This window comes from Streptomyces sp. NPDC093252 (genome assembly GCF_040683675.1).
Classification (GTDB): Bacteria; Actinomycetota; Actinomycetes; order Streptomycetales; family Streptomycetaceae; genus Streptomyces.
In genome coordinates, this window is sequence record NZ_JBFBEM010000001.1 from 151,717 (window position 1) to 170,589 (window position 18,873).

The following is an 18,873-nucleotide window of genomic DNA, read 5'->3' on the forward strand; positions in this document are numbered from 1 at the left end:
TTCAGCGCTCCTCGATGCTGGGTTCACGGATGCGTCCGGCGGGCGCGGGGTCCTCGTCCCAGCGCACTTCGGTGATGCGCAGTTCCCGGCCGGAGAGCAGGTCGGTGCCCGATCCCGAGCAGCGGGGGCAGGTCAGCCGCGGGGGCATGCCGACGGCCCAGGTGTGGTCGCAGGGGGCGCAGCGGGCGCGTCCCGGCACGGGCTCGGTGATGAGTTCGGCACCGTCCAGGAGGGTTCCCTCGCGGGCCAGTTCGAAGGAGAACGCCAGGGCGTCGGGCACGACTCCGGCCAGTTCGCCGACCTGGAGCCGGACCGAGCGGACCGCGGTGACCGCACCGGCCCGTCCGGCCGCCTCCTCCACCTGCTCGATCACCGCCAGCGCGATGGACATCTCGTGCATCTCTCTCCGTCCCGGCGCGAGCGGCGCGCGGTGTACGTGGGGCGCGGGGCCGGGTCCCATTAGAGGCGCGGGACGGCGGTGCCGGGTCCCGGCACGCCGCCGGGGCCGGGCGGGTACGTCGTTTGCCGCACCGGCCGCCGCCGGGCGGGTGTCACCTCCTGCGGATGCGCGGGCGGGGACGGATGGACGCCGGGCAGCGAGCGGGGCACATCCTGCGGATCCGCGGGCAGGGCCGGTCGTCGGGCACGGACGGGGTCACATCCTGCGGATGCGCAGATAGCGCCGGATGTCGGGCAGGGACAGGGCGGCGATCACGGCCAGTGCGGCGGCGAGCGCGCCGGCGACGGTCTTCTTCACGGGGTCTCTCCTCGTTTCGCGGCGTGGCCGGCCGGTGTCGGGTCCGGCGGTACGTCCGGGGCTGCCGTCAGCAGTTCCTCGACGAGCCGCACCGCGCGGGGCACGGCGCCGGAGACCGGTTCGCTCAGCTCCATCCCCTCGTCCAGGCAGGCGGGCTCGCAGCCCACGACGAGGATCCGGCGCGGGGGCCGTGAGCCGGTTCCGGCGCACAGGGCGGCGAGGTGGGCGAGGACGGCGTCGGGGGTCATGCGGTGGCCGTCCAGGGGTGCCCCGGCCGCTTCGGCGACGGCGGTGGCGTCGTCCTCGTGCTCGATGACGTAGAGGGTGCCGGGCGGTCCGCCACGGGCGGTGGCGTCGACGAGGACCAGGGTGTCGTAGCCGTCCAGCAGCCGGTAGGCGAGGTGGACTCCACGGACGCCGATGTCCGCGACCTCGACTTGGGCGGGCAGCGGGCGGTCGGCCAGAGCGCGGGCGGTGCGGACACCGAAGGCGTCGTCGCCGAGGAAGATGTTGCCCATTCCGGCGACGAGGGTGCGGGCGGTGGGGTCGATGGCGGGCGGGGCGCTCATGCGGGGTCCTCGGGCAGCGCGGGTTCCCTGGGCAGCTTCGGGGCCTCGGGCCGGGTGGGTGTCTCCGGCCGGGTGGGTGTCCCCGGCCGGGCGCGTTCGCCGGGCAGGGCGGCCTCGCCGGGCAAACGGGGGTCACCGGTCACCGCGGGGTTCCCGGTCACCGCGGGTTCCCCGGGCCGGGCGCGTTCCTCGGGCGAGGTGGGCTCGTCCGGCCAGGCGAGTTCGTCGGGCTGGAAGTACAGGTAGCGGCCCTGGGCGCGGCGGAGGTCGGCGCCGGGGTCGCCGTCCAGGACGACCGCGAGATGGACGGCTCCGTCCACGTCGTGCAGCACCGATTCGACGGTGGCGGTCCGGCCGTGCAGGAACAGGTCCTGGGCGTCGGTGCGGCGCGGTCCGGGGCGCAGCACGAGCCGGGTGCCCGCGCCTGCGGGGCGGCCCGCGACGAGGGCCCGGTCGCGCCCGGGGTCGAATCCGGCGTCGGCCGCCGGGTCCCACCAGGGCGTCTCGGGCTCGGACACGCCCCGCACGTCGGGGAGGCCGGTCCGGGTGCCGGGGGCGGTCGCCTCGCGCAGGCCGCGGATCGCGCCGTGGAGGCGTTCGAGCATCTCGGGCGGCAGGGAGTCGGCGAGGTCGATGACGGCGGCGGCCCGGTCGTCGGTGCCGCGGGCCTCGCGCTTCTCCTCGTCGGTGAGGGCGGCGGTGCGCAGGGCGAGGATCTCGTCGATCTCGGTGGCGTCGTAGAGCGCGCCGGGGCTCTCGGGGGCGATGGCGGGGTGGTCCTCCAGGATGATCGGTGAGGACAGCAGCAGGTCGGCGCGGCCGGGCTCACCGGCGAGGACGGGCCAGGTGTGCTCGTTGCGGCAGGCGGCGACCGCGGCCCTGGCCCACTGCGGCGGGTCGGTCATCGACAGGAACGCTCCCCGGTCCACCGCCATCAGCAGATGCGCGGCGACCAGGGAGCGCGGCAGAGCGGCGTCCCGGTCGTCCCCTCCGTCGGGAGAGGGAGTCCAGGGGTCGGTGTTCTCCACGACGGCGGTCAGGTGGACGACCCGGTAGGGGCCGTCGAGTTCGCGGGCGGTGAGCCGCAGGCGTCCGCTCAGGGGCTCGTGGCGGTGGACGGTGCGCCCGGCGGTGCGGCCGTCCGCGTCGAGGACGGGCCCGTGGACGGTGCCGGCGGGCCGCTCGACGGGGATCGTGACGCCGTCGCCGAGGAGGTCGGCGACCGGGACGACGGCGGTGACGCGGTCCTCCACCCCCTCGTCCCAGGGGACCAGGGTCCGGTCGGCGAGCCGGAGTTCGGGCACGGTCTCGAATCCGCCGTCCGGGCGGATCCGCTGGACGGTGCGGCGGCGGGCGCGCAGGAACCGCAGTTCGACGCAGAGGGTGGCGCCGGACCTGGGTTCCAGGAGGCATTCGGTGCGCTGGAAGGAGTGTTCGGCGCGGTCGGCGCCCCAGCCGGGCGGCACCAGGACGCCGAACTGCCAGCGCAGCCGGTTCTTCGCGGCGGAGGCCCGGTAGGGGTAGAGGACGTAGCCCTCGAAGAGGACGGCGTCGGCGACCTGCCGGGCGAGGGCGAGGCGGGCCTCGGTCTGCGGGGCGAACGCGGGCGCGCTCACGGGGCGGTCCTTCCCGGTGTGCCGGTGAGAGTGGCGGCGGGGCCGGTGGCGCGGGCCCGGTCGAGCAGATCGCGCACGGTCGCCTCCCAGGAGGGCAGGGCGCGGCGCGAGCGGTGGGCGAGCAGGGCGTCCATGGTGTCGCGGGGCAGCCTGATCCAGCCGCAGCCGGGGAAGTGCTGGTCGACCATCTCGCGCCAGGTCGCGACCGGCATCCGGAACGCGGCCTCGCGGTCCCAGGGCACCGGCCGGACCCGGAAGCCGCCCGCGCCGGTGAACGCCGTCCCGGAGAACAGCATCAGCAGCGGCACCTCCCCGCCGTCGAGGGCGGCGAGGTAGCGGGTGGCGGCGATGTCCAGGTCGTAGGTGCAGGGCACGACGAGGTCGGCCTCGGTCTCCCCGGTGAAGCCGGGGACCATCAGCGGGACCTGCGCGAACTGGAGCGGCTGGAGGGTGGTGCCCCACCGCGACGGCTCGCCGAACAGGTCGACCAGGCCGTCGGTCTCGGCCGGGCCGTAGCCGCGCCGGGCGGGTTCGACGCGGAGCTGGCAGTTCAGGGCGAGGGCGTGGACGGGTTCGTCGCCGCTGTGGGTGATTCTGAGCCGGAAGACCAGGGTCGGGCCGGCGGCGTAGCGGTCGGCGCGCACGCCGGTGCAGCCGAAGGTGAACTCGCTCATGTCCGGTCCTCCTCCCCCGTTGCCGGGCGGGCACGATCGGCCGGTCGGGGACTGTCGATCCGCCGGATACCGTCGACCCGCCGGGGACCGTCGACCGGGCGGGCCCGTTCGTCGGCGGCGGCGAAGAAGGCGGCCAGGGCGGCGCGTGCCTCGGCGCCGCCGTCGAAGCCCTGCCACAGCATCCGCATCCGGCCGACGAGTTCGTAGCAGGCGTCGATGGGCACCAGGTAGCTGCGGGTTCCGTCGCCGGTGCGGCGCAGCAGGAGTGCCTCCACGTCCGGTTCCAGGAGCCCGGCGAGGGGGGAGGCGCCGAGGACGTCGGTCCAGGCGTCGGGTTCCAGTTCGCTCTCGGTGGCCCCGGCGGGGCTGGGGTAGAGGGCGATGAGCCGGTCGAGTGCGGCGTTGTGGAAGAAGAACGCCACGCCGACGGGAATGCGCAGCCGGTCCCAGGCCCGGTCGTCCAGGCGGTGTGCGGGGTCGGTGAGCCAGCGGGCGGGTACCGGGCGGAAGCGGTGGCCGCCCGCGCCGGGCCGCTCCATCAGCAGGAAGCAGGCGGGGCAGGCGCAGACCAGGCTGCGCCGCTCGGTGTCGACGAGGTGCCGGTGGTCCGTGTCCGCCACGGGCGCCGCACACAGTCCGCAGCGCTCCTGCGGCGGCGGGCGGTCGGTGAGGAAGCGGCGCAGCCCCTGGCGGGGGCGGGCGGTGGCGGGCGGGGCGGGGCTCATGCGCCGGTTCCCGGGCGGACGCCGATCTGGAGCAGGGCGGGTTCGGCGCGGCGGGGCTCGCTGCTCACCTCTACGGTGGTGACCTCGGGCGCGAAGCAGGAGAGCGCCTCCTCGACCGTCCGGGCGGCGGCGTCCGGCGCGCCGGACGAGGAGCAGCCGCAGCCGGTGGCGGACGCCGTCGCGCGCAGCCGCAGGGTGCCGGTGGTCTCGTCGTGGTCCACGATGTCGTAGGCGGTGCCGTCGACGCGGTCCAGGGCGCGGCGGATGCGGGTGGTGAGGTCCTCGGGGTGCAGATCGTGCAGGAGCAGCAGGCTCGTCACGAGGTCGTCGCCGAGGAGGTCTCCGGTGCGGGCGCCGGGTGGCAGCAGGTCGAGGACGCGGGCGAGTCCGGCGCCGTAGAACTCCATGAGGGAGCCGACGAGTTCCTCGGCGGCGGCGGTCGCGGCCGGGTCGCCGGTGGCGGCGAGCCGGTCGAGGGCGGCCTCGACCCGGCGTCCGGCCCGTTCCGCGTGCGAGGGGGCGGGGGCGGCGCTCATCCGCCGAGCCCGCTCAGGCCGGTGGGGACATGCATCTTCTGCACGGTCCGGCCGCCGCCGACGTACATGTGGACGCCGCACGGCAGACAGGGGTCGAAGCTGCGGACGGCGCGCATGATGTCGATGCCCTTGAACTCGTCCGGCGGGTTCTCCTCGAAGATGGGGGTGTTCTGCACGGCGTCCTCGTAGGGCCCCGGGGTGCCGTAGGGGTCGCGGACGCTGGCGTTCCAGGGGGTGGGCGGGTAGGGGTGGTAGTTGGCGATCTTGCCGTCGCGGATCACCATGTGGTGGGAGAGGACACCGCGGACCGCCTCGGTGAAGCCGACGCCGACGCTCTCGTCGGGGACCTCGAACTTCTCCCAGGTGGAGGTGCGTCCGGCGCGGACCTCTTCGAGGCCCTTCTCGGCGAAGTGCAGGGCGAGGGCGGCGGCGTACGCCTGGAAGTAGCTGCGCGCCCGGTTGCGTTCCAGGGCGTTGCTCCACCGGGGGATCTTCCACTCGAAGGTGGTCTCGGGCCGGGTCATGGTGCGCGGCAGGTTGATGACGACGCTGTGCCCGGTGGCCTTCACCCCGCCGGTGTCGACCAGACCGGCCAGCGCGGTGGCCCACAGCCGGGCGATGGGGCCGCCGCCGGTGTCCAGGGCGAGGTGGTCCTTGCCGTCGAACCAGCGCGGCGACATGACCCAACTGTATTTGTCGTCGAAGGCGCGCTTCTGCGGGGCGGGGATGGTGTGCTGGTTCCAGGGGTGGCGCGGGTCGACCGGGTTGCCGAGCGGGTCGTGGGTGACGAACTGCTCCCGGCCCTGCCAGTCCTCGTAGTAGGAACTGCCCAGCAGGATGCGGATGCCGAGGTTGATCTCGGTGAGGTCGGTGGTGACGAGTTCGCCGTCGACGACGACGCCGGGGGTGATGAACATCCGCCGGCCCCAGTCGGTCATGTTGGCGTAGGTGAAGTCGCAGTGCTCGGGGTCGTTGAGGGCGCCCCAGCAGCCGAGCAGGACGCGGCGGCGGCCGACCTCCTCGTAGCCGGGCAGGGCCTCGTAGAAGAAGTCGAACAGGTCGTCGTGGAGCGGGACCACGCGCTTCATGAACTCGACGTAGCGCATCAGGCGGCTGAGGTAGTCCGTGAAGAGCTGGACGGAGGCGTTGGTGCCGACGCCGCCCGGGTAGAGCGTGGAGGGGTGCACATGGCGGCCCTCCATCAGGCAGAACATCTCCCGGGTGTAGCGGCTGACCTGGAGCGCCTCGCGGTAGAACTCGCCCTCCATGGGGTTGAGCGAGCGCATGATGTCGGCGATCGTGCGGTAGCCGTGGTCGGCGGCGTGCGGGGCCTCGGTGCGCTCGGCGAGTTCCAGGACGCCCGGGTTGGTCTCCTTGACCATTTTCTCGCAGTAGTCGACCCCGACCAGGTTCTCCTGGAAGATGTTGTGGTCGAACATGTACTCTGCGGCCTCGCCGAGGTTGATGACCCACTCCCCCAGGTGCGGCGGCTTGACCCCGTAGGCCATGTTCTGCGCGTACACCGAGCAGGTGGCGTGGTTGTCGCCGCAGATGCCGCAGATGCGGCTGGTGATGAAGTGGGCGTCACGCGGATCCTTGCCGCGCATGAAGACGCTGTAGCCGCGGAACACCGAGGAGGTGCTGTAGCACTCGGCGACCCGTTTCTGCTTGAAGTCGATTTTGGTGTGGATCCCCAGACTCCCGACGATCCGGGTGATCGGGTCCCAGGACATCTCCATGAGGCCGCTGCCGTCGCCGGCCGCCTTGGTCGTCGGTGCCATCGTTCAGTCGTGCCTTTCCGGAAGGGGGAGGTGGTCGGGGGTGCGGGCGGCGGGCGGACGGGAGCGGCCCGGGGTCACCAGGGGGGCCGGTAGCCGGTGGTGATCTTCGTGCCGGTGTGGCGCCACTTGGGTTCCCGGTCGACCGTGTGCTCGGTGACATGGCGCAGTCTGCGGATCACCGCGCCGTAGGCGCTGCTGGCCTTGGTCGACAGGGTGGCGCCGGGCGGCTCGTCCATGAACGGCATGAACTTGTCGGGGAAGCCCGGCATGGTGCAGGCAATGCAGATGCCGCCGACATTGGGGCAGCCGCCGATACCGTTCATCCAGCCGCGCTTGGGGACGTTGCACTTCACGACCGGCCCCCAGCAGCCCAGTTTCACCAGGCACTTGGGTGAGTCGTAGGTGCCCGCGAAGTCACCCTGCTCGTAGTATCCGGCCCGGTCGCAGCCCTCGTGGACGGTGGCGCCGAACAGCCAGGACGGGCGGAGCTTGTCGTCCAGCGGGATCATCGGGGCCGATCCGGCCGCCTGGTAGAGCAGGTAGGTGAGGGTCTCGGCGAAGTTGTCGGGCTGGATGGGGCAGCCCGGCACACACACGATCGGGATGCCCGCGTGCGACTTCCAGTCCCAGCCCAGGTAGTCCGGCACGCCCATGGCCCCGGTCGGGTTGCCCTCCATCGCGTGGATACCGCCGTACGTGGCACAGGTGCCGATGGCGACGACGGCGAGGGCCTTGGGCGCGAGCCGGTCGAGCCACTCACTGGTGGTGATGGGCTGACCGGTCTCCGGGTCGTCCCCGAAGCCGCACCAGTAGCCCTCCGGCTTGATCGCCTCGTTCGGTACGGATCCCTCGACGACCAGCACGAACGGGTCGATCTCGCCCCGCTCCCCCTTGAAGAACCACTCGATGAACGTGTCGGCGCCGCCGACCGGGCCGCACTCGAAGTCGATGAGCGGCCAGTGCACCTGCACCTTCGGCAGGCCCGGCAGCACACCCAGGGCGATCTGCTCGATACTCGGCTGCATGGCGGCGGTCAACGCGACCGAGTCGCCGTCGCAGCTCAGACCGGCGTTGATCCAGAGGATGTGGATGGTGGGGGGTTCGGCCGGGGCTTCGGTGGGGGTACTCGCGGACGTCTCGGTGGGGGTACCGGCGGACGTCCTGGTGCGGGTACCGACGGGGGTCTCGGTGGGGGTTGCGTCGGGGGACGCGTCCTTGCCGGGTTTCGCGCCGGAGCCGCGGGGTTTGGCCGGAGTCATGAGACCGCCTCCTCGGGGAGGTAGGGGACAAAGGCGGATATTCCGACTGCCGTATTTTCTTGTTACCAGAGGTCGGCCGGGGATGGGGGGTCGACACGGGCCATTCCGGTGATGTGGGTGCGTGGCGCGGGGTGGGAGGTTGGGGGGCGGAGTGTGGGCCGGGTGAGGGGAGAGTGCGGGCGGCGGCACGGCCCGTACCGAGGCGCCCGGCCACCCTGCCCGAGGAGATACGTGCCGAGTACCTGCGCGCGAGCGGCGCGGCGGTGACGGCGATCGTCGCGGACTACCGGGCCTCGGCGGGCATCGACGTCACCCACGACCGGGCGGACCTGGACGCCGGGTCGCAGCTCGCCATGCCCGTGACGGTCGTCCAGCAGGACTGGGGCGCGCGGCTCGGCTACGACGCCGCCGGGGTGTGGAGGGCGTGGGCGCCGGACCTGGACCACCGGCTGACCCGCGCCGGGCACTTCATGGCCGAAGAGGCACCCGACGAGATCACAGCCGCGATCCGGGGCCTGCTGGCCCGCTGAGTCTCCTGCTGTCGACTGGTCGGACGCGCCGCGGCCGGTCGGCGAGCGCCGGAACGTCCGCGATCGGCCCCGACCCGCAACGGCCGGGCCGGGGGGTGTCGTCAGTCCTCCGGCCGAAGCCGCTGCCGGGCCGCCTCGACCCGCTGGTCGTAGTCGGGCGCGAACAGCTCGGGAAGTGCCTTGTCCAGCGTTGCGGCGATCCGATGGATCGGCGCCCAGACCGCCGGATCATCGACAACGCGGCCCAGGTCCGTCATCTGGAGCTTGTGCAGCCAGTCCGACAGCACCAGTGCCTCGTCACCCGTGAGCTCGATCGTCACCTGACTGTCACTCATACCCACCCCTGCTCCTCGGCCCGCCCCCGACCCCACGAATCTACTCGCCCTGGCCCCGAGTCCGTGGCGGCCGGGGCGCCGAGTGGGGTCCCGTGATCACAGAGGCGGTGCGACGAACAGGCTCTCGTCGGGGTCGTTGAACTGGCGGGCCGCCAGGGTCTCGCTCCAGGGGTCGGCCGTTCCCCACTGGTCCACGATCTCCTCGTCGGTGGCGTCGAACAGGGTGGGGTGCCAGGTGTCCTCGTCCACCAGCGCCAGTTCGGTGGTGTACTCGACGGTGTTGCCCGCCGGGTCGATGAAGTAGCTGAAGGTGTTGTCGCCGGCCCCGTGCCGTCCCGGGCCCCACAGCTTCTCGACCCCGGCACGCAGGACACGCCCTGTACCGCGCAGGTACTCGTCGATGCCCCGCATCTCGAAGGAGGCGTGGTGCAGGGCCACGTGCGGGGCGCGGGAGACGGCGAAGCTGTGATGCCATGCGTTGCAGCGCAGGAACCACATGAGTTCCCCGGTGTCCGGCAACCCGATGGAGTCCGTGAGCCGGAACCCGAGGTGCCGGGTGTACCAGCGGACGGTGGCTTCGGGGGCGGGTGAGTTGACGACGAAGTGGGACAGGCGCACCGGGATCGGCTCCCGGGGTTCGATGACGCGGTGGGTACGGGGGACGACGTCCGCCGAGACCTCCACCACCCGGCCGTCGCCGTCGAAGAAGCGCACTCCGTAGCCCCCTCCGGGGGTGTCGAGGGCCCGGGGCTCATGGACGAGCCGCACACCGTCCGCGACCAGGCGCGAGGTGAGTTCGTCGACGTCGGCGGCGGTCGCGGCGCCGAACGCCATCAGGTCCAGTCGCTTCCGGGCGGCGCGGCGCAGGCGCAGGATGTAGCGCTCGGGCGATCCCTCGGCGGCGAGGAAGTGGACGCCCGTGTCGTTGGCGACCTCGGTCAGGCCCCACAGGTCACGGTAGAAGGTGAGCTGGCGGTCCAGGTCGGGCATGGCGATGCCGATGTGACGCAGGTGCGTGATGAGGTGCCGGGTCATGGGTGGGTCCTCTCCGCGGCCGTGAGGGCGAGATGTCCGCCCAGCCACTTGATGGTGCCCGCCGACGCGGTCGGTGTCAGGAGAGATGCGGTCGGCGTCAGGATGGGACGCGATCGGCGTCAGGTTGGACGCGGTTGGCGTCAGGAGAAACGCGATTGGCGTCGGAATGTATGACAGACATACTTGTATGAAGAATTGACCGTGTGGTCGGCCGTGATCCTCCGACGGCGGGAAATCGTCGACGGATGGCGAATGAACACGCAGGGCGGGATGCGATTTCGGCGTGGATGCGGTCTCGGTGTATTGGCGAATATCGCCCTTGCCGCTGTTCCCGTGAGCCATGAAACTACTGGGGTGGCTCGGATCGCCCCTGCCTCGGGGGAAATTTCGAGGCGGTTCGCTCGTCGGTCCGATCCCCTGGTGAAAGCCGCCGATGGACTCATCGGTATCCGGCGCCGGTCTCCTCAATTCGTCCGCCCATTGTCTTCTCCGCCTCGGGGGTGTCCCGGCCGGATACCTGGTCGAGGTGTGCGATACGACTGCCCGGCACCTCGTTGCTTCGTCGGATCCCGGAGTATTGATGAAACTGACAGAGGATGAGCTGACGCGATATCAGAGTGACGGATTCGTCGTGCTGATGAATCACTTCTCCGAGGACGAGATGGAGATCCTGCGTGCCGCGCTCGCGCAGGACTGCGAGGTCGGCGGGCCCTGTGTCGTCCGCGAGGCGGACGGCCGGAAGGTGCGCGCCCTGTACGCCTCCCACCTTCGGCATCCGGTCTTCCGGCGGCTGGTGCGGCTCGACCGGCTTCTGTCCCCGGCACGGGAGTTGGCGGGCGAGGCACTCTACGTGCATCAGTTGAAGGTCAATGTGAAGCAGCCGTTCGGCGGGGAGCGGTGGTCCTGGCATCAGGACTACGTCGTCTGGCGCGATGTCGACGGCATGCCCGGACCGCGAGCGGTGAACGTCGCGCTCTTCCTCGACGACATGACCGAGTTCAACGGCCCGGTGATCTTTCTCCGCGGGTCCCATCGCCTCGGCACACTGGAGAACCGCCCGGACGGGGGCGGCGGGCGGTCCGACGCCCATGTCGATCCGGACGAGTACGCCGTGGGCCCGGGGTCGCTGGCGGAGCTGATCGCGGAGCACGAGATGGTGAGCGCGAAGGGCCGCGCCGGTTCCGTCGTCCTCTTTCATCCGCAGATCGTCCATGGCTCGGCGGCGAACATGTCCCCCGGTCCCCGGCGACTCCTCATCGCGACCTACAACCCGCTCGACAACGCGCCCCGGCGCAGGCGCGATCCCCGGCCCGAGTATCTGGTGGGACGCCCTTCCGACGCACCGCTGACCATGCTCGGCGGGCTGTTGCAGGCGGGCTGACACCGTCTCCGTGTCCCCACGAGTGCCCACCGCGCCCGCGCCGTCCGGCCGGTGTGCCCCACCCTCGTGATTGGAGTGCTCCATGGCCCATCCGTCGTTCGACCGTCCGGTGACCGGGCACGCCACACTCCCGGAACTCTTCGAGGCGCGGGCCGCGCGCGCCTCGGCTCCGGCGGTGGCGGGGCCGATGGGGGAGCTGACGTACGGCGAGCTGAACAGCCGGGCCAACCGGCTGGCGAGGGCCCTGGTGGCCCTGGGTGCGGGCCCGGAGAGCATCGTCGCCGTCGGGCTGCGCCACTCGCCGGAGTGGGTGGTCGCGGCGCTCGCCGTGGTCAAGGCGGGGGCCGCCTATCTTCCGCTCGATCCGGAGTATCCGGCGGAGCGGATCGCCTTCGTGCTGCGTGACTCGGGGGCCACCGTACTCGTGTCCTCCCGGGCCGAGTCCGCGCTGATGCCCGCCGTCGGCCCGCCCCGGCTGCTCCTCGACGACCCCGCCACCGCACAGGACCTGGACAGCCGCCCCGGCCACGACCTGACCGACGGCGAGCGGCGGGCCGTGCTGTCGGCGGGGCACCCCGCCTACGTGATCTACACCTCCGGCTCCACCGGCCGCCCCAAGGGCGTCCTCGTCACGCACACCGGTGTCATCGCCCTGGCCCGCGACGGCCGGTACGCGGAGCCGGGACGCGGGCGGCTCCTCGCGCACTCCCCGCTCGCCGCCGACGCCTCCACCTTCGAACTGTGGGTGCCTCTCCTCAACGGCGGATGCGTGGTCATGGCCCCGCCGTGGCTGGCCGCCGAGGAACTGGAGGCCCTGGCCGGCCCCTACGACGTGTCCCTGCTGCTGGTCACCGCGCCGCTGTTCAACCTGATCGCGGAGGCCCGGCCCAAGGCGTTCGGCGCTCTGCGGGAGGTGCTGATGGGGGCCGATGTCTGCTCCCCGTCGGCGCTGGAACGCGTCCGGGACGCCTGCCCCGGCATCGTCCTGGCCAATGTGTACGGGCCGACCGAGTCGACCGTGATCGCGACGCACCACCGGGTGCCCGACGGGGAGCCGCTGCCGGACAACGTACCGATCGGGCGGGCCCTGGACCGCACCGCCGCGCATGTGCTCGACGACGCCCTGCGGCCGGTCCCCGCCCTCGCGAGCGGTGAACTCTATCTCTCGGGCCTCGGCGTCGCCCGTGGCTACCTCGACCGCCGCGCACTGACCGCGGAGCGCTTCGTGGCCTGTCCGTTCGGCCCGCCCGGGACACGCATGTTCCGTACCGGCGATCTGGCCCGGGTGAACGCCGGGGGCGAGCTGGAGTTCCTGGGGCGCGCGGACCAGCAGGTGAAGGTCAGCGGCTTCCGTATCGAGCCGGGTGAGGTGGAGGCGGCCCTGCTGCGCCGCCCCGGGATCTCCCAGGCCGTCGTCGTGGCGCACGGCGCGGCGGCCGAGGACAAGCGGCTGATCGGGTACGTGACCGCGCTCCCCGGCGCCGAGGTCGACGTGGCCGCTGTGCGCCGCGACCTGGCGGACACGCTGCCCGCGCACATGGTCCCCTCGGCGCTGGTGCTGCTCCCGGCGCTCCCCCTGGACCCGATCGGGAAGATCGACCGGGGCGAGCTGTCGGCCCGCGCTCCGCTGCCGACCGCCGAGCGGTCCCGCACCGCCCCGCGCGACGACCTGGAGCGACGGATCGCCGCCATCTGGGCCGACACCCTGGGCGTCGCGGATGTGGGCGCCGACGACGACTTCTTCGACTCCGGCGGCACCTCGCTGCTCGCCCTGCGCCTGGTGTTCCGGCTGCGCGAGGCCCTCGGGGTCGAGCTGGGCATCCGGACGCTCTACGAGTCGGCATCGGTGGCGGCCCTCGCCGGGGTCGTGCGCCGGGCGACCGGGACGGCCCCACCGCCGCCGCCCGGCGTCACCGTGCCCCGGCCCCGGCCGACCGTGCTGCCGCTGTCCGACGGTCAGGCCGGGCTGTGGCAGCTCGCCCGGGTGGGCGAGGACGGGGCGGGTTATCACGTCCCGATCGGGCTGGCCCTGCGCGGCGAGGTCGACGCGGAGGCCCTGGGCGGGGCCCTCGCCGATGTCGTGGCCCGCCACGAGAGCCTGCGCACGGTCTATCCCGAAGTGGGGGGCCGTCCCCGGCAGACCGTGCTTCCGGCCGACACCGCCCGGTGCCGGCTGCGGGTGAGCACCGTGCGCGGCACGGACCTCGACGCGCGCGTCGCGCGGTGCAAGGCCACCGCCTTCGACCTCACGCGCGACCCGCCGATCAGGGTCGACCTGTTCCGGACCGGGCCCGCGGAGTCGGTACTGCTGCTGGTGCTGCATCACATCGCCTGCGACGCCTGGTCGGTGACGGTCCTGCTCCGGGATCTGGCGCTCGCCTACCGGGCCCGCCGCGCCGGCCGGACCGTGACCTGGCGTCCGCTCCCCCTCCAGTACGTCGACCACGTCCTGCGCACGGCCGAGCGGCTCGGCGCGGCGGACGACCCCGGCAGTCCGGCCGCCCGCCAGCTCGCCCACTGGCGGGACACGCTGCGCGGCGCGCCCCCCGAACTGGCACTGCCCACGGACCACCCGCGTCCCGCCCGGCCGAGTGCCCGGGGCGCCGTCGTCGACGTGACCTGGCCGGCCGCGCTGCACCGACGGCTCCTCGGGCTCGGGCGCCGGGCCCGAGGGAGTCTGTTCACGGTTCTGCACGCCGGGCTGGCCGCGCTGCTCGCCCGCGAGGGCGCCGGGGACGACATCGTGCTGGGCTCGGTGGCGGCGGGGCGCGACGACCCGGCGCTGGACGACCTGGTCGGCTTCGTCGCGAACGCCCTGGTACTGCGTACCGATCTGTCCGGGGACCCCACGTTCGACGAGGTGCTCCGGCGGGCCCGCGCGGCGGCGTTCGGGGCGTTCGACCACCGGGAGGTGTCGTTCGAGCGGGTCGTCGCCGCCGTCAACCCGCCCCGGGTACCCGGACGGCACCCGCTGTTCCAGACGGCGCTCGCGCTCCAGAACGCCCCCTGGCCCACCGTCCACCTCACCGACGAACCGGCCCGAGTCTCACCGATGTCCACGGGGTCCGCCAAGCTGGATCTGTTGTTCGAGTTCTGGGAGGAAGGGGATGCCGGGGGCCCCGGGGAACCCGGGGACCTTGGGGGCCTTGGGGACCTTGGGGATCCTGGGAATACCGGGGGCTCCGGGGGCGACGGGGCCTCCGGGGGCGGGGACGCGGCGGGCAGCGGGGACGCCGGGGGCGGGGTGAGCGGTCTGCGCTGTGTGGTCGAGTACAGCGGCGCGCTGTTCGAACGGGCCACCGTCGAGCGCCTGGTCCGCGGACTCGAACGGCTGCTCAGCGCCGCGGCGGACGATCCCTCGCGCCGGATCGGCACCCTCGGCGGCCCGGATGGCGATGCCTTGTGGCCGACGCGCACCCCCGGCGGCTCGGAAGGCGATCCCTTGTGGCGGGCCCACACCCCAGGCAACCCAGACGGCGAACCCTTGTGGCCGCCCCACACCCCCGGCCGCTCGCAAGGCGATCCCTTGTGGCGGGCCCACACCCCCGGCGACCCAGACGGCGACACCCCGCCGCCGATCCCCACCCCCCGCGGCACGGACGACGACCCCCCGCCGCCGATCCGCACTCCAGCCACCCCGTCCGCGCGACCCCCCGGGGCGCACCTCCCGCAGACCGCCCCCGTACCCGTACCCGCCCACGTCACCGTCACCGTCACCCGCCCACCCTGTGCCCGCCCGCCCTGGACCCGGCTGTTCGAGGCCCAGGTGGCGAGGTCGCCCGGGGCGGTCGCGCTCGGCGGGGCGTGGGGTGAGCTGACCTACGCGGATCTCAACGGCCGGTCGAACCGGCTCGCGCGCACCCTGCTGGCGCGCGGGGTGGGTCCGGAGGACATCGTCGCCGTGGCCCTGCCGCGCTCCCCCGACTGGGTGGTGGCGGTGCTCGCGGTGATGAAGGCGGGCGCGGCCTACCTCTCCGTCGACCCGGACTATCCGGCCGAGCGGATCGCGTACATGCTCCGCGACGCGCGGGCCGCGGTGATCGTGACCTCGCCCGGGATGCGGGAGCGGACCACCGGCGCGGACGGCGTCCGGTATCTGCTGCCCGCCGACCCGGCCACCGCCCGGGAGATCGCGGCCCACCCCGCCGACGACCTGGAGGACGGCGCGGGCGGGGACCGTGCGGCATATGTGATCTACACCTCCGGCTCCACCGGTCTGCCCAAAAGTGTGGTCGTCACCCATGGTGGCGTCACCCATCTCGTACGCGCGCAGCGGGAGCGGCTCGGTGCCGGGCCGGGGTGCCGTGTGCTCCAGTTCGCCTCGCCGAGCTTCGACGCGTCGTTCTGGGAGCTGTGCATGGCGCTGCTGTGCGGTGCCCGGCTGGTGCTCGCGTCCGCCGAACGGCTCCTGCCCGGACCGTCCCTGGCGCGCACGGTCCAGGAGGAGGGGATCACCCATCTGACGCTGCCGCCGTCCGCTCTCGCGGCCCTGACCTCGTACGGCCTGCCCGAGGGTGTCACCCTCACGGTCGCCGGGGAGGCGTGTGCGCCGGACCTGGTCGACCGCTGGGCCCCCGGGCGCCGCATGCTCAACGCCTACGGGCCGACCGAGACCACGGTGTGCGCGACCATCAGCGACCCCCTGACCGGGGGCGGGCCCGCCCCCATCGGCACCGCCGTGCCCGGCGCGCGCTGCCTCGTCCTGGACGACGCCCTGCGCGAGGTGGCCGACGGCACCGTGGGCGAGCTGTATGTGACGGGCCCGCTGCTGGCCCGGGGCTATCTCGGGCGGGCGGGCCGCACCGCCGCGTCCTTCGTGGCCTGTCCGTTCGGGGCGGCCGGGGAGCGGATGTACCGCACCGGGGACCTCGTGACCCGGGACGCCGGGGGCCGCCTGCACTTCGTCGGCCGGGGCGACGACCAGATCAAGATCCGGGGGCACCGCGTCGAACCTGGGGAGGTGGAGGCGGTACTCGCCGGTCATCCCGCTGTCTCCCGCGCGGTCGTCGTCCGGCACGGGGAGCGGGCGGACGCGCGACTCGTCGGCTATCTGCTGCCCGTCCCGGGAACGGACCTCGATCCCGAACTCGATCCCGAACTCGGCCTCGACCTCGACGCCGTCCGCCGCCACGCCCGCACGATCCTCCCCGCCCACCAAGTACCCGACCTGCTGCTGCGCCTCGAAACCCTCCCGCTGCAACCGAACGGGAAGGCCGACCGCGCGGAACTGGCCGCCCGCCCCCTGCGCCGAGGCACCCCGGACCCGGACCCACCGGAGACCGCCCGAGCCCCCGTCGACCGCCGGGTGGCCGGACTGTGGGCCCGCGTCCTCGGTACGGACCCTCTGGGCGCCGAGGACGACTTCTTCGCCGCCGGAGGCACCTCGCTCCTCACGGCGAGGGCCGTCGCCGCGACCGTCCGCGAGTTCGGCCTGCCCACACGGCACAGCAGGCGGCTGTTGCAGACGCTGCTGCGGGAGCCGACCGTCGCGGCCACCGCCCGCGAACTGGACGCGATCAGCCGCGAGGACGACTCGTACCTCACCCGCGTGCCCGAGGCGCAGCGGACGGTCCCCGACTTCGCCGCCGAGGCCCTCCTGGACGAGGACATCTCCTTTCCGGGCCCGCCCGGTCCCGCACCCGAGCCCCGTCCGGCCGCGCCGCGGGAGATCCTGCTCACCGGCGCCACCGGATTCGTGGGCACCCATCTGCTCCGGGAGTTGCTGGCCAGGACCACGGCACGGGTGCACTGCCTGGTGCGGGCGCACGACGACACAGCGGCCCGGCAGCGGATCCTCACCGCCCTGGACCGCTACGGCATATCCCTCACCCCGGACCAGGCGTCCCGGGTGGTCGCGGTGCGCGGCGATCTCGGCGCCCTCCGCCTGGGTCTGACCCCGGCACGCTACGAGCGACTGGCCGCGACCGTGGACACGGTCCACCACAACGGCTCCCGGGTGAACTTCCTCTATCCCTACGCCGCCCTCCGGTCCGTGAACGTCGGCGGAACGCGCGAGATCATCCGCTTCGCCGCCCGGGACCGCGTCAAACCGGTCCACTACATCTCGACCCAGGCGGTGTTCTCCTCCCTCGGCCTGCACGGGGTGCGCAGCGTCGACGAGGACGACCCGCCGGCCCATCCCGAGCACCTGTTCATGGGGTACCCGGAGACCAAGTGGGTGTCCGAGGCGCTGCTCGGGGAAGCCGCGCGGCGCGGAATGCCGCTCAGTGTCTACCGGCCGCACGACGTGTCCGGGCACTCCCGCACCGGGGCCTGGAACACGGACGGGTTCCTCTGCTCCCTCCTCAAGGCGCTGGTCGATCTGGGGCACGCGCCCGACGCGCGCCTCCCGCTGGACTTCACGCCGGTCGACGTGGTGGCCGAGTCCGTCGTCCACCTGTCGCTGGAGCGCCCGGCCGTCGGCGAGGCGTTCCACCTCAACAATCCGCGTACCCGGCTCCTGGAGGAGTTCGTCCAGCACGTCAACACCGCCGGTTTCCCCGTCGGCACCCTGCCCCACGCCGAGTGGATCGAGCGGCTGGAGTCCTACGCGGCCCGGCATCCGGAGGCGCCCATCGCGCCGTTCGTGCCGATGCTCACCGAGCGGTGGACGAGCCGCCGCATCAGCATCCTCGATCTCTACACGGAGGACCTCATGCCGGTGCTCGGCTGCGACCGGACGTGGCGGCAGGTCACCGCCACGGGCGGACCCCCCTGCCCGCCGATGGCCGAACTCCTCCCCTTCTACGTCCGGCATCTGACGGCCACGGGATTCTTCACCGGGCGCCCGGCCCGCCAACGGGACCGGGACAGGGACCAGAACCGGGACAGGGATCGGAACCGGGACAGGGACCGCTGATGGGTGACACCGATCCGCTCATGGGCAGCACCGATCCGTTCGCCGCTCTCGGCGATGCCTACGAGGCGAGTTTCCGGCTGCCGCTCCGCCGCCATCTGGAGGTTCCCGGGGTGCTCGGCGCCGTGGGCGACCCGGCCGGGCTGTCCGTGCTCGACCTCGGCTGCGGGACCGGCGCCTACGCCCGCCTGTTCCGGCGCCTCGGTGCCGCACGGGTCGTCGGGCTCGACGCCTCGGACGCCATGATGACCGCCGCCCGGGAGATCGAACGGGCCGAGCGGTCGGGCATCGAGTACATCACCGGCGACCTCACCTCGGCCGGCCGCCTGGGCACGTTCGACCTGGTCACCGCCGTGCATGTGCTGTCGTACGCGGACAGCGGGGACCGTCTGGACGCCATGTGGCGGGCGATGCACGCCGCCGTCGCCCCCGGCGGGCGCTGCGTCTGCCTGGTGCTGAACCCGGACTTCTCCACCGACCCCGAGCACTACACCCCCTACGGCCTGTCCCTGCGCTGCGGGCCCCGGCCGGCCGAGGGGAGCCCGGTGGAGCTGCGGGTGCACGGGATGGGGGCCCCCTTCTCCGTCACGGTGTACTACCGGGGTCGCGCGGCGTGGCGGCGGGCGTTGCTCGGCGCGGGCTTCACCGCCCCGGCCTGGCACTCCCCCACACCGACCGACGCCGGGATCCGGGAACACGGGGAGAAGTTCTGGCACCGGTACGTCACCCGCCCGCACGCCCTCCTCCTCACCTGCCGCAGAGGCCCGGGGCCCACGGAGGGCCCACCCGGCTGAGCGGGCAACGCAGACCGTGTTCGGC

General features: G+C 73.2%; 13 protein-coding genes and 1 pseudogene. 4 read left to right on the top strand and 10 right to left on the bottom strand.

Annotated elements, in window-relative coordinates; all coding sequences use genetic code 11:
- Position 1: 1 nt before the first annotated feature.
- The 8 genes from AB0O01_RS00625 to AB0O01_RS00660 all read right to left on the bottom strand — a co-directional run bounded on the left by AB0O01_RS00625 (position 2) and on the right by AB0O01_RS00660 (position 7,917).
- Entirely contained in the window at positions 2-400 is a 399-nt protein-coding gene (locus AB0O01_RS00625; RefSeq protein WP_365309451.1) for a hydrogenase maturation nickel metallochaperone HypA, read from the bottom strand.
- Between the two features lie 353 nt (positions 401-753).
- Positions 754-1,326 carry a hydrogenase maturation protease gene (locus AB0O01_RS00630; RefSeq protein ID WP_365309453.1) on the bottom strand — a complete coding sequence of 191 codons (573 nt, stop codon included), beginning with the start codon at positions 1,324-1,326 and terminating at the stop codon, positions 754-756.
- Positions 1,323-2,942, bottom strand: coding sequence for a hypothetical protein (locus tag AB0O01_RS00635; RefSeq protein ID WP_365309455.1), 1,620 nt, complete (start codon positions 2,940-2,942; stop codon positions 1,323-1,325). The genes AB0O01_RS00630 and AB0O01_RS00635 overlap by 4 nt, the downstream gene beginning before the upstream one ends.
- Complete coding sequence (locus AB0O01_RS00640) at positions 2,939-3,616, bottom strand: DUF6084 family protein (protein WP_365309456.1); 678 nt, start codon at positions 3,614-3,616, stop codon at positions 2,939-2,941. Before AB0O01_RS00640 ends, AB0O01_RS00635 begins: the two co-directional genes overlap by 4 nt.
- The gene (locus tag AB0O01_RS00645; RefSeq protein ID WP_365309458.1) at positions 3,613-4,341 is read right to left on the bottom strand and encodes a DUF5947 family protein; all 729 of its coding nucleotides are present in this window, start codon (positions 4,339-4,341) and stop codon (positions 3,613-3,615) included. The genes AB0O01_RS00640 and AB0O01_RS00645 overlap by 4 nt, the downstream gene beginning before the upstream one ends.
- Positions 4,338-4,877 carry a hypothetical protein gene (locus AB0O01_RS00650; protein WP_365309460.1) on the bottom strand — a complete coding sequence of 180 codons (540 nt, stop codon included), beginning with the start codon at positions 4,875-4,877 and terminating at the stop codon, positions 4,338-4,340. Before AB0O01_RS00650 ends, AB0O01_RS00645 begins: the two co-directional genes overlap by 4 nt.
- Complete coding sequence (locus AB0O01_RS00655) at positions 4,874-6,658, bottom strand: nickel-dependent hydrogenase large subunit (RefSeq protein ID WP_365309462.1); 1,785 nt, start codon at positions 6,656-6,658, stop codon at positions 4,874-4,876. The genes AB0O01_RS00650 and AB0O01_RS00655 overlap by 4 nt, the downstream gene beginning before the upstream one ends.
- Positions 6,659-6,732: 74 nt before the next feature.
- Complete coding sequence (locus AB0O01_RS00660; RefSeq protein WP_365309464.1) at positions 6,733-7,917, bottom strand: hydrogenase expression protein HypE; 1,185 nt, start codon at positions 7,915-7,917, stop codon at positions 6,733-6,735.
- Between the two features lie 206 nt (positions 7,918-8,123).
- Here AB0O01_RS00660 and AB0O01_RS00665 point away from each other — a divergent pair.
- Positions 8,124-8,447, top strand: a pseudogene (locus AB0O01_RS00665) (alpha/beta hydrolase); the annotation flags it as partial.
- A gap of 101 nt (positions 8,448-8,548) precedes the next feature.
- On the opposite strand, the gene AB0O01_RS00670 reads toward AB0O01_RS00665, so the two are convergent.
- Complete coding sequence (locus tag AB0O01_RS00670) at positions 8,549-8,782, bottom strand: hypothetical protein (protein ID WP_365309466.1); 234 nt, start codon at positions 8,780-8,782, stop codon at positions 8,549-8,551.
- Between the two features lie 96 nt (positions 8,783-8,878).
- Positions 8,879-9,817, bottom strand: a complete 939-nt coding sequence (locus tag AB0O01_RS00675) for a VOC family protein (RefSeq protein WP_365309468.1) — start codon at positions 9,815-9,817, stop codon at positions 8,879-8,881.
- Between the two features lie 580 nt (positions 9,818-10,397).
- Between AB0O01_RS00675 and AB0O01_RS00680 the strand changes: the two genes are divergently transcribed.
- From AB0O01_RS00680 to AB0O01_RS00690, 3 genes are all read left to right on the top strand, one after another.
- Positions 10,398-11,198, top strand: coding sequence for a phytanoyl-CoA dioxygenase family protein (locus AB0O01_RS00680; RefSeq protein ID WP_365309470.1), 801 nt, complete (start codon positions 10,398-10,400; stop codon positions 11,196-11,198).
- An 82-nt stretch (positions 11,199-11,280) separates the two neighbouring features.
- A complete protein-coding gene (locus AB0O01_RS00685) occupies positions 11,281-18,057 on the top strand; it encodes an amino acid adenylation domain-containing protein (RefSeq protein ID WP_365309472.1) in 6,777 nt (2,258 codons plus the stop codon).
- Positions 18,057-18,848: a class I SAM-dependent methyltransferase gene (locus AB0O01_RS00690; protein ID WP_365309474.1), complete on the top strand. Its 792-nt coding sequence runs from the start codon at positions 18,057-18,059 to the stop codon at positions 18,846-18,848. The genes AB0O01_RS00685 and AB0O01_RS00690 overlap by 1 nt, the downstream gene beginning before the upstream one ends.
- Positions 18,849-18,873: the final 25 nt, after the last annotated feature.

What these genes read in the sequence shown, in the direction of transcription:
- AB0O01_RS00625 (WP_365309451.1), bottom strand. Translation starts at nt 400, where the DNA reads ATGCACGAGATGTCCATCGCGCTGGCGGTGATCGAGCAGGTGGAGGAG.
- AB0O01_RS00630 (WP_365309453.1), bottom strand. Translation starts at nt 1,326, where the DNA reads ATGAGCGCCCCGCCCGCCATCGACCCCACCGCCCGCACCCTCGTCGCC.
- AB0O01_RS00640 (WP_365309456.1), bottom strand. Translation starts at nt 3,616, where the DNA reads ATGAGCGAGTTCACCTTCGGCTGCACCGGCGTGCGCGCCGACCGCTAC.
- AB0O01_RS00645 (WP_365309458.1), bottom strand. Translation starts at nt 4,341, where the DNA reads ATGAGCCCCGCCCCGCCCGCCACCGCCCGCCCCCGCCAGGGGCTGCGC.
- AB0O01_RS00650 (WP_365309460.1), bottom strand. Translation starts at nt 4,877, where the DNA reads ATGAGCGCCGCCCCCGCCCCCTCGCACGCGGAACGGGCCGGACGCCGG.
- AB0O01_RS00655 (WP_365309462.1), bottom strand. Translation starts at nt 6,658, where the DNA reads ATGGCACCGACGACCAAGGCGGCCGGCGACGGCAGCGGCCTCATGGAG.
- AB0O01_RS00660 (WP_365309464.1), bottom strand. Translation starts at nt 7,917, where the DNA reads ATGACTCCGGCCAAACCCCGCGGCTCCGGCGCGAAACCCGGCAAGGAC.
- AB0O01_RS00670 (WP_365309466.1), bottom strand. Translation starts at nt 8,782, where the DNA reads ATGAGTGACAGTCAGGTGACGATCGAGCTCACGGGTGACGAGGCACTG.
- AB0O01_RS00675 (WP_365309468.1), bottom strand. Translation starts at nt 9,817, where the DNA reads ATGACCCGGCACCTCATCACGCACCTGCGTCACATCGGCATCGCCATG.
- AB0O01_RS00680 (WP_365309470.1), top strand. Translation starts at nt 10,398, where the DNA reads ATGAAACTGACAGAGGATGAGCTGACGCGATATCAGAGTGACGGATTC.
- AB0O01_RS00685 (WP_365309472.1), top strand. Translation starts at nt 11,281, where the DNA reads ATGGCCCATCCGTCGTTCGACCGTCCGGTGACCGGGCACGCCACACTC.
- AB0O01_RS00690 (WP_365309474.1), top strand. Translation starts at nt 18,057, where the DNA reads ATGGGTGACACCGATCCGCTCATGGGCAGCACCGATCCGTTCGCCGCT.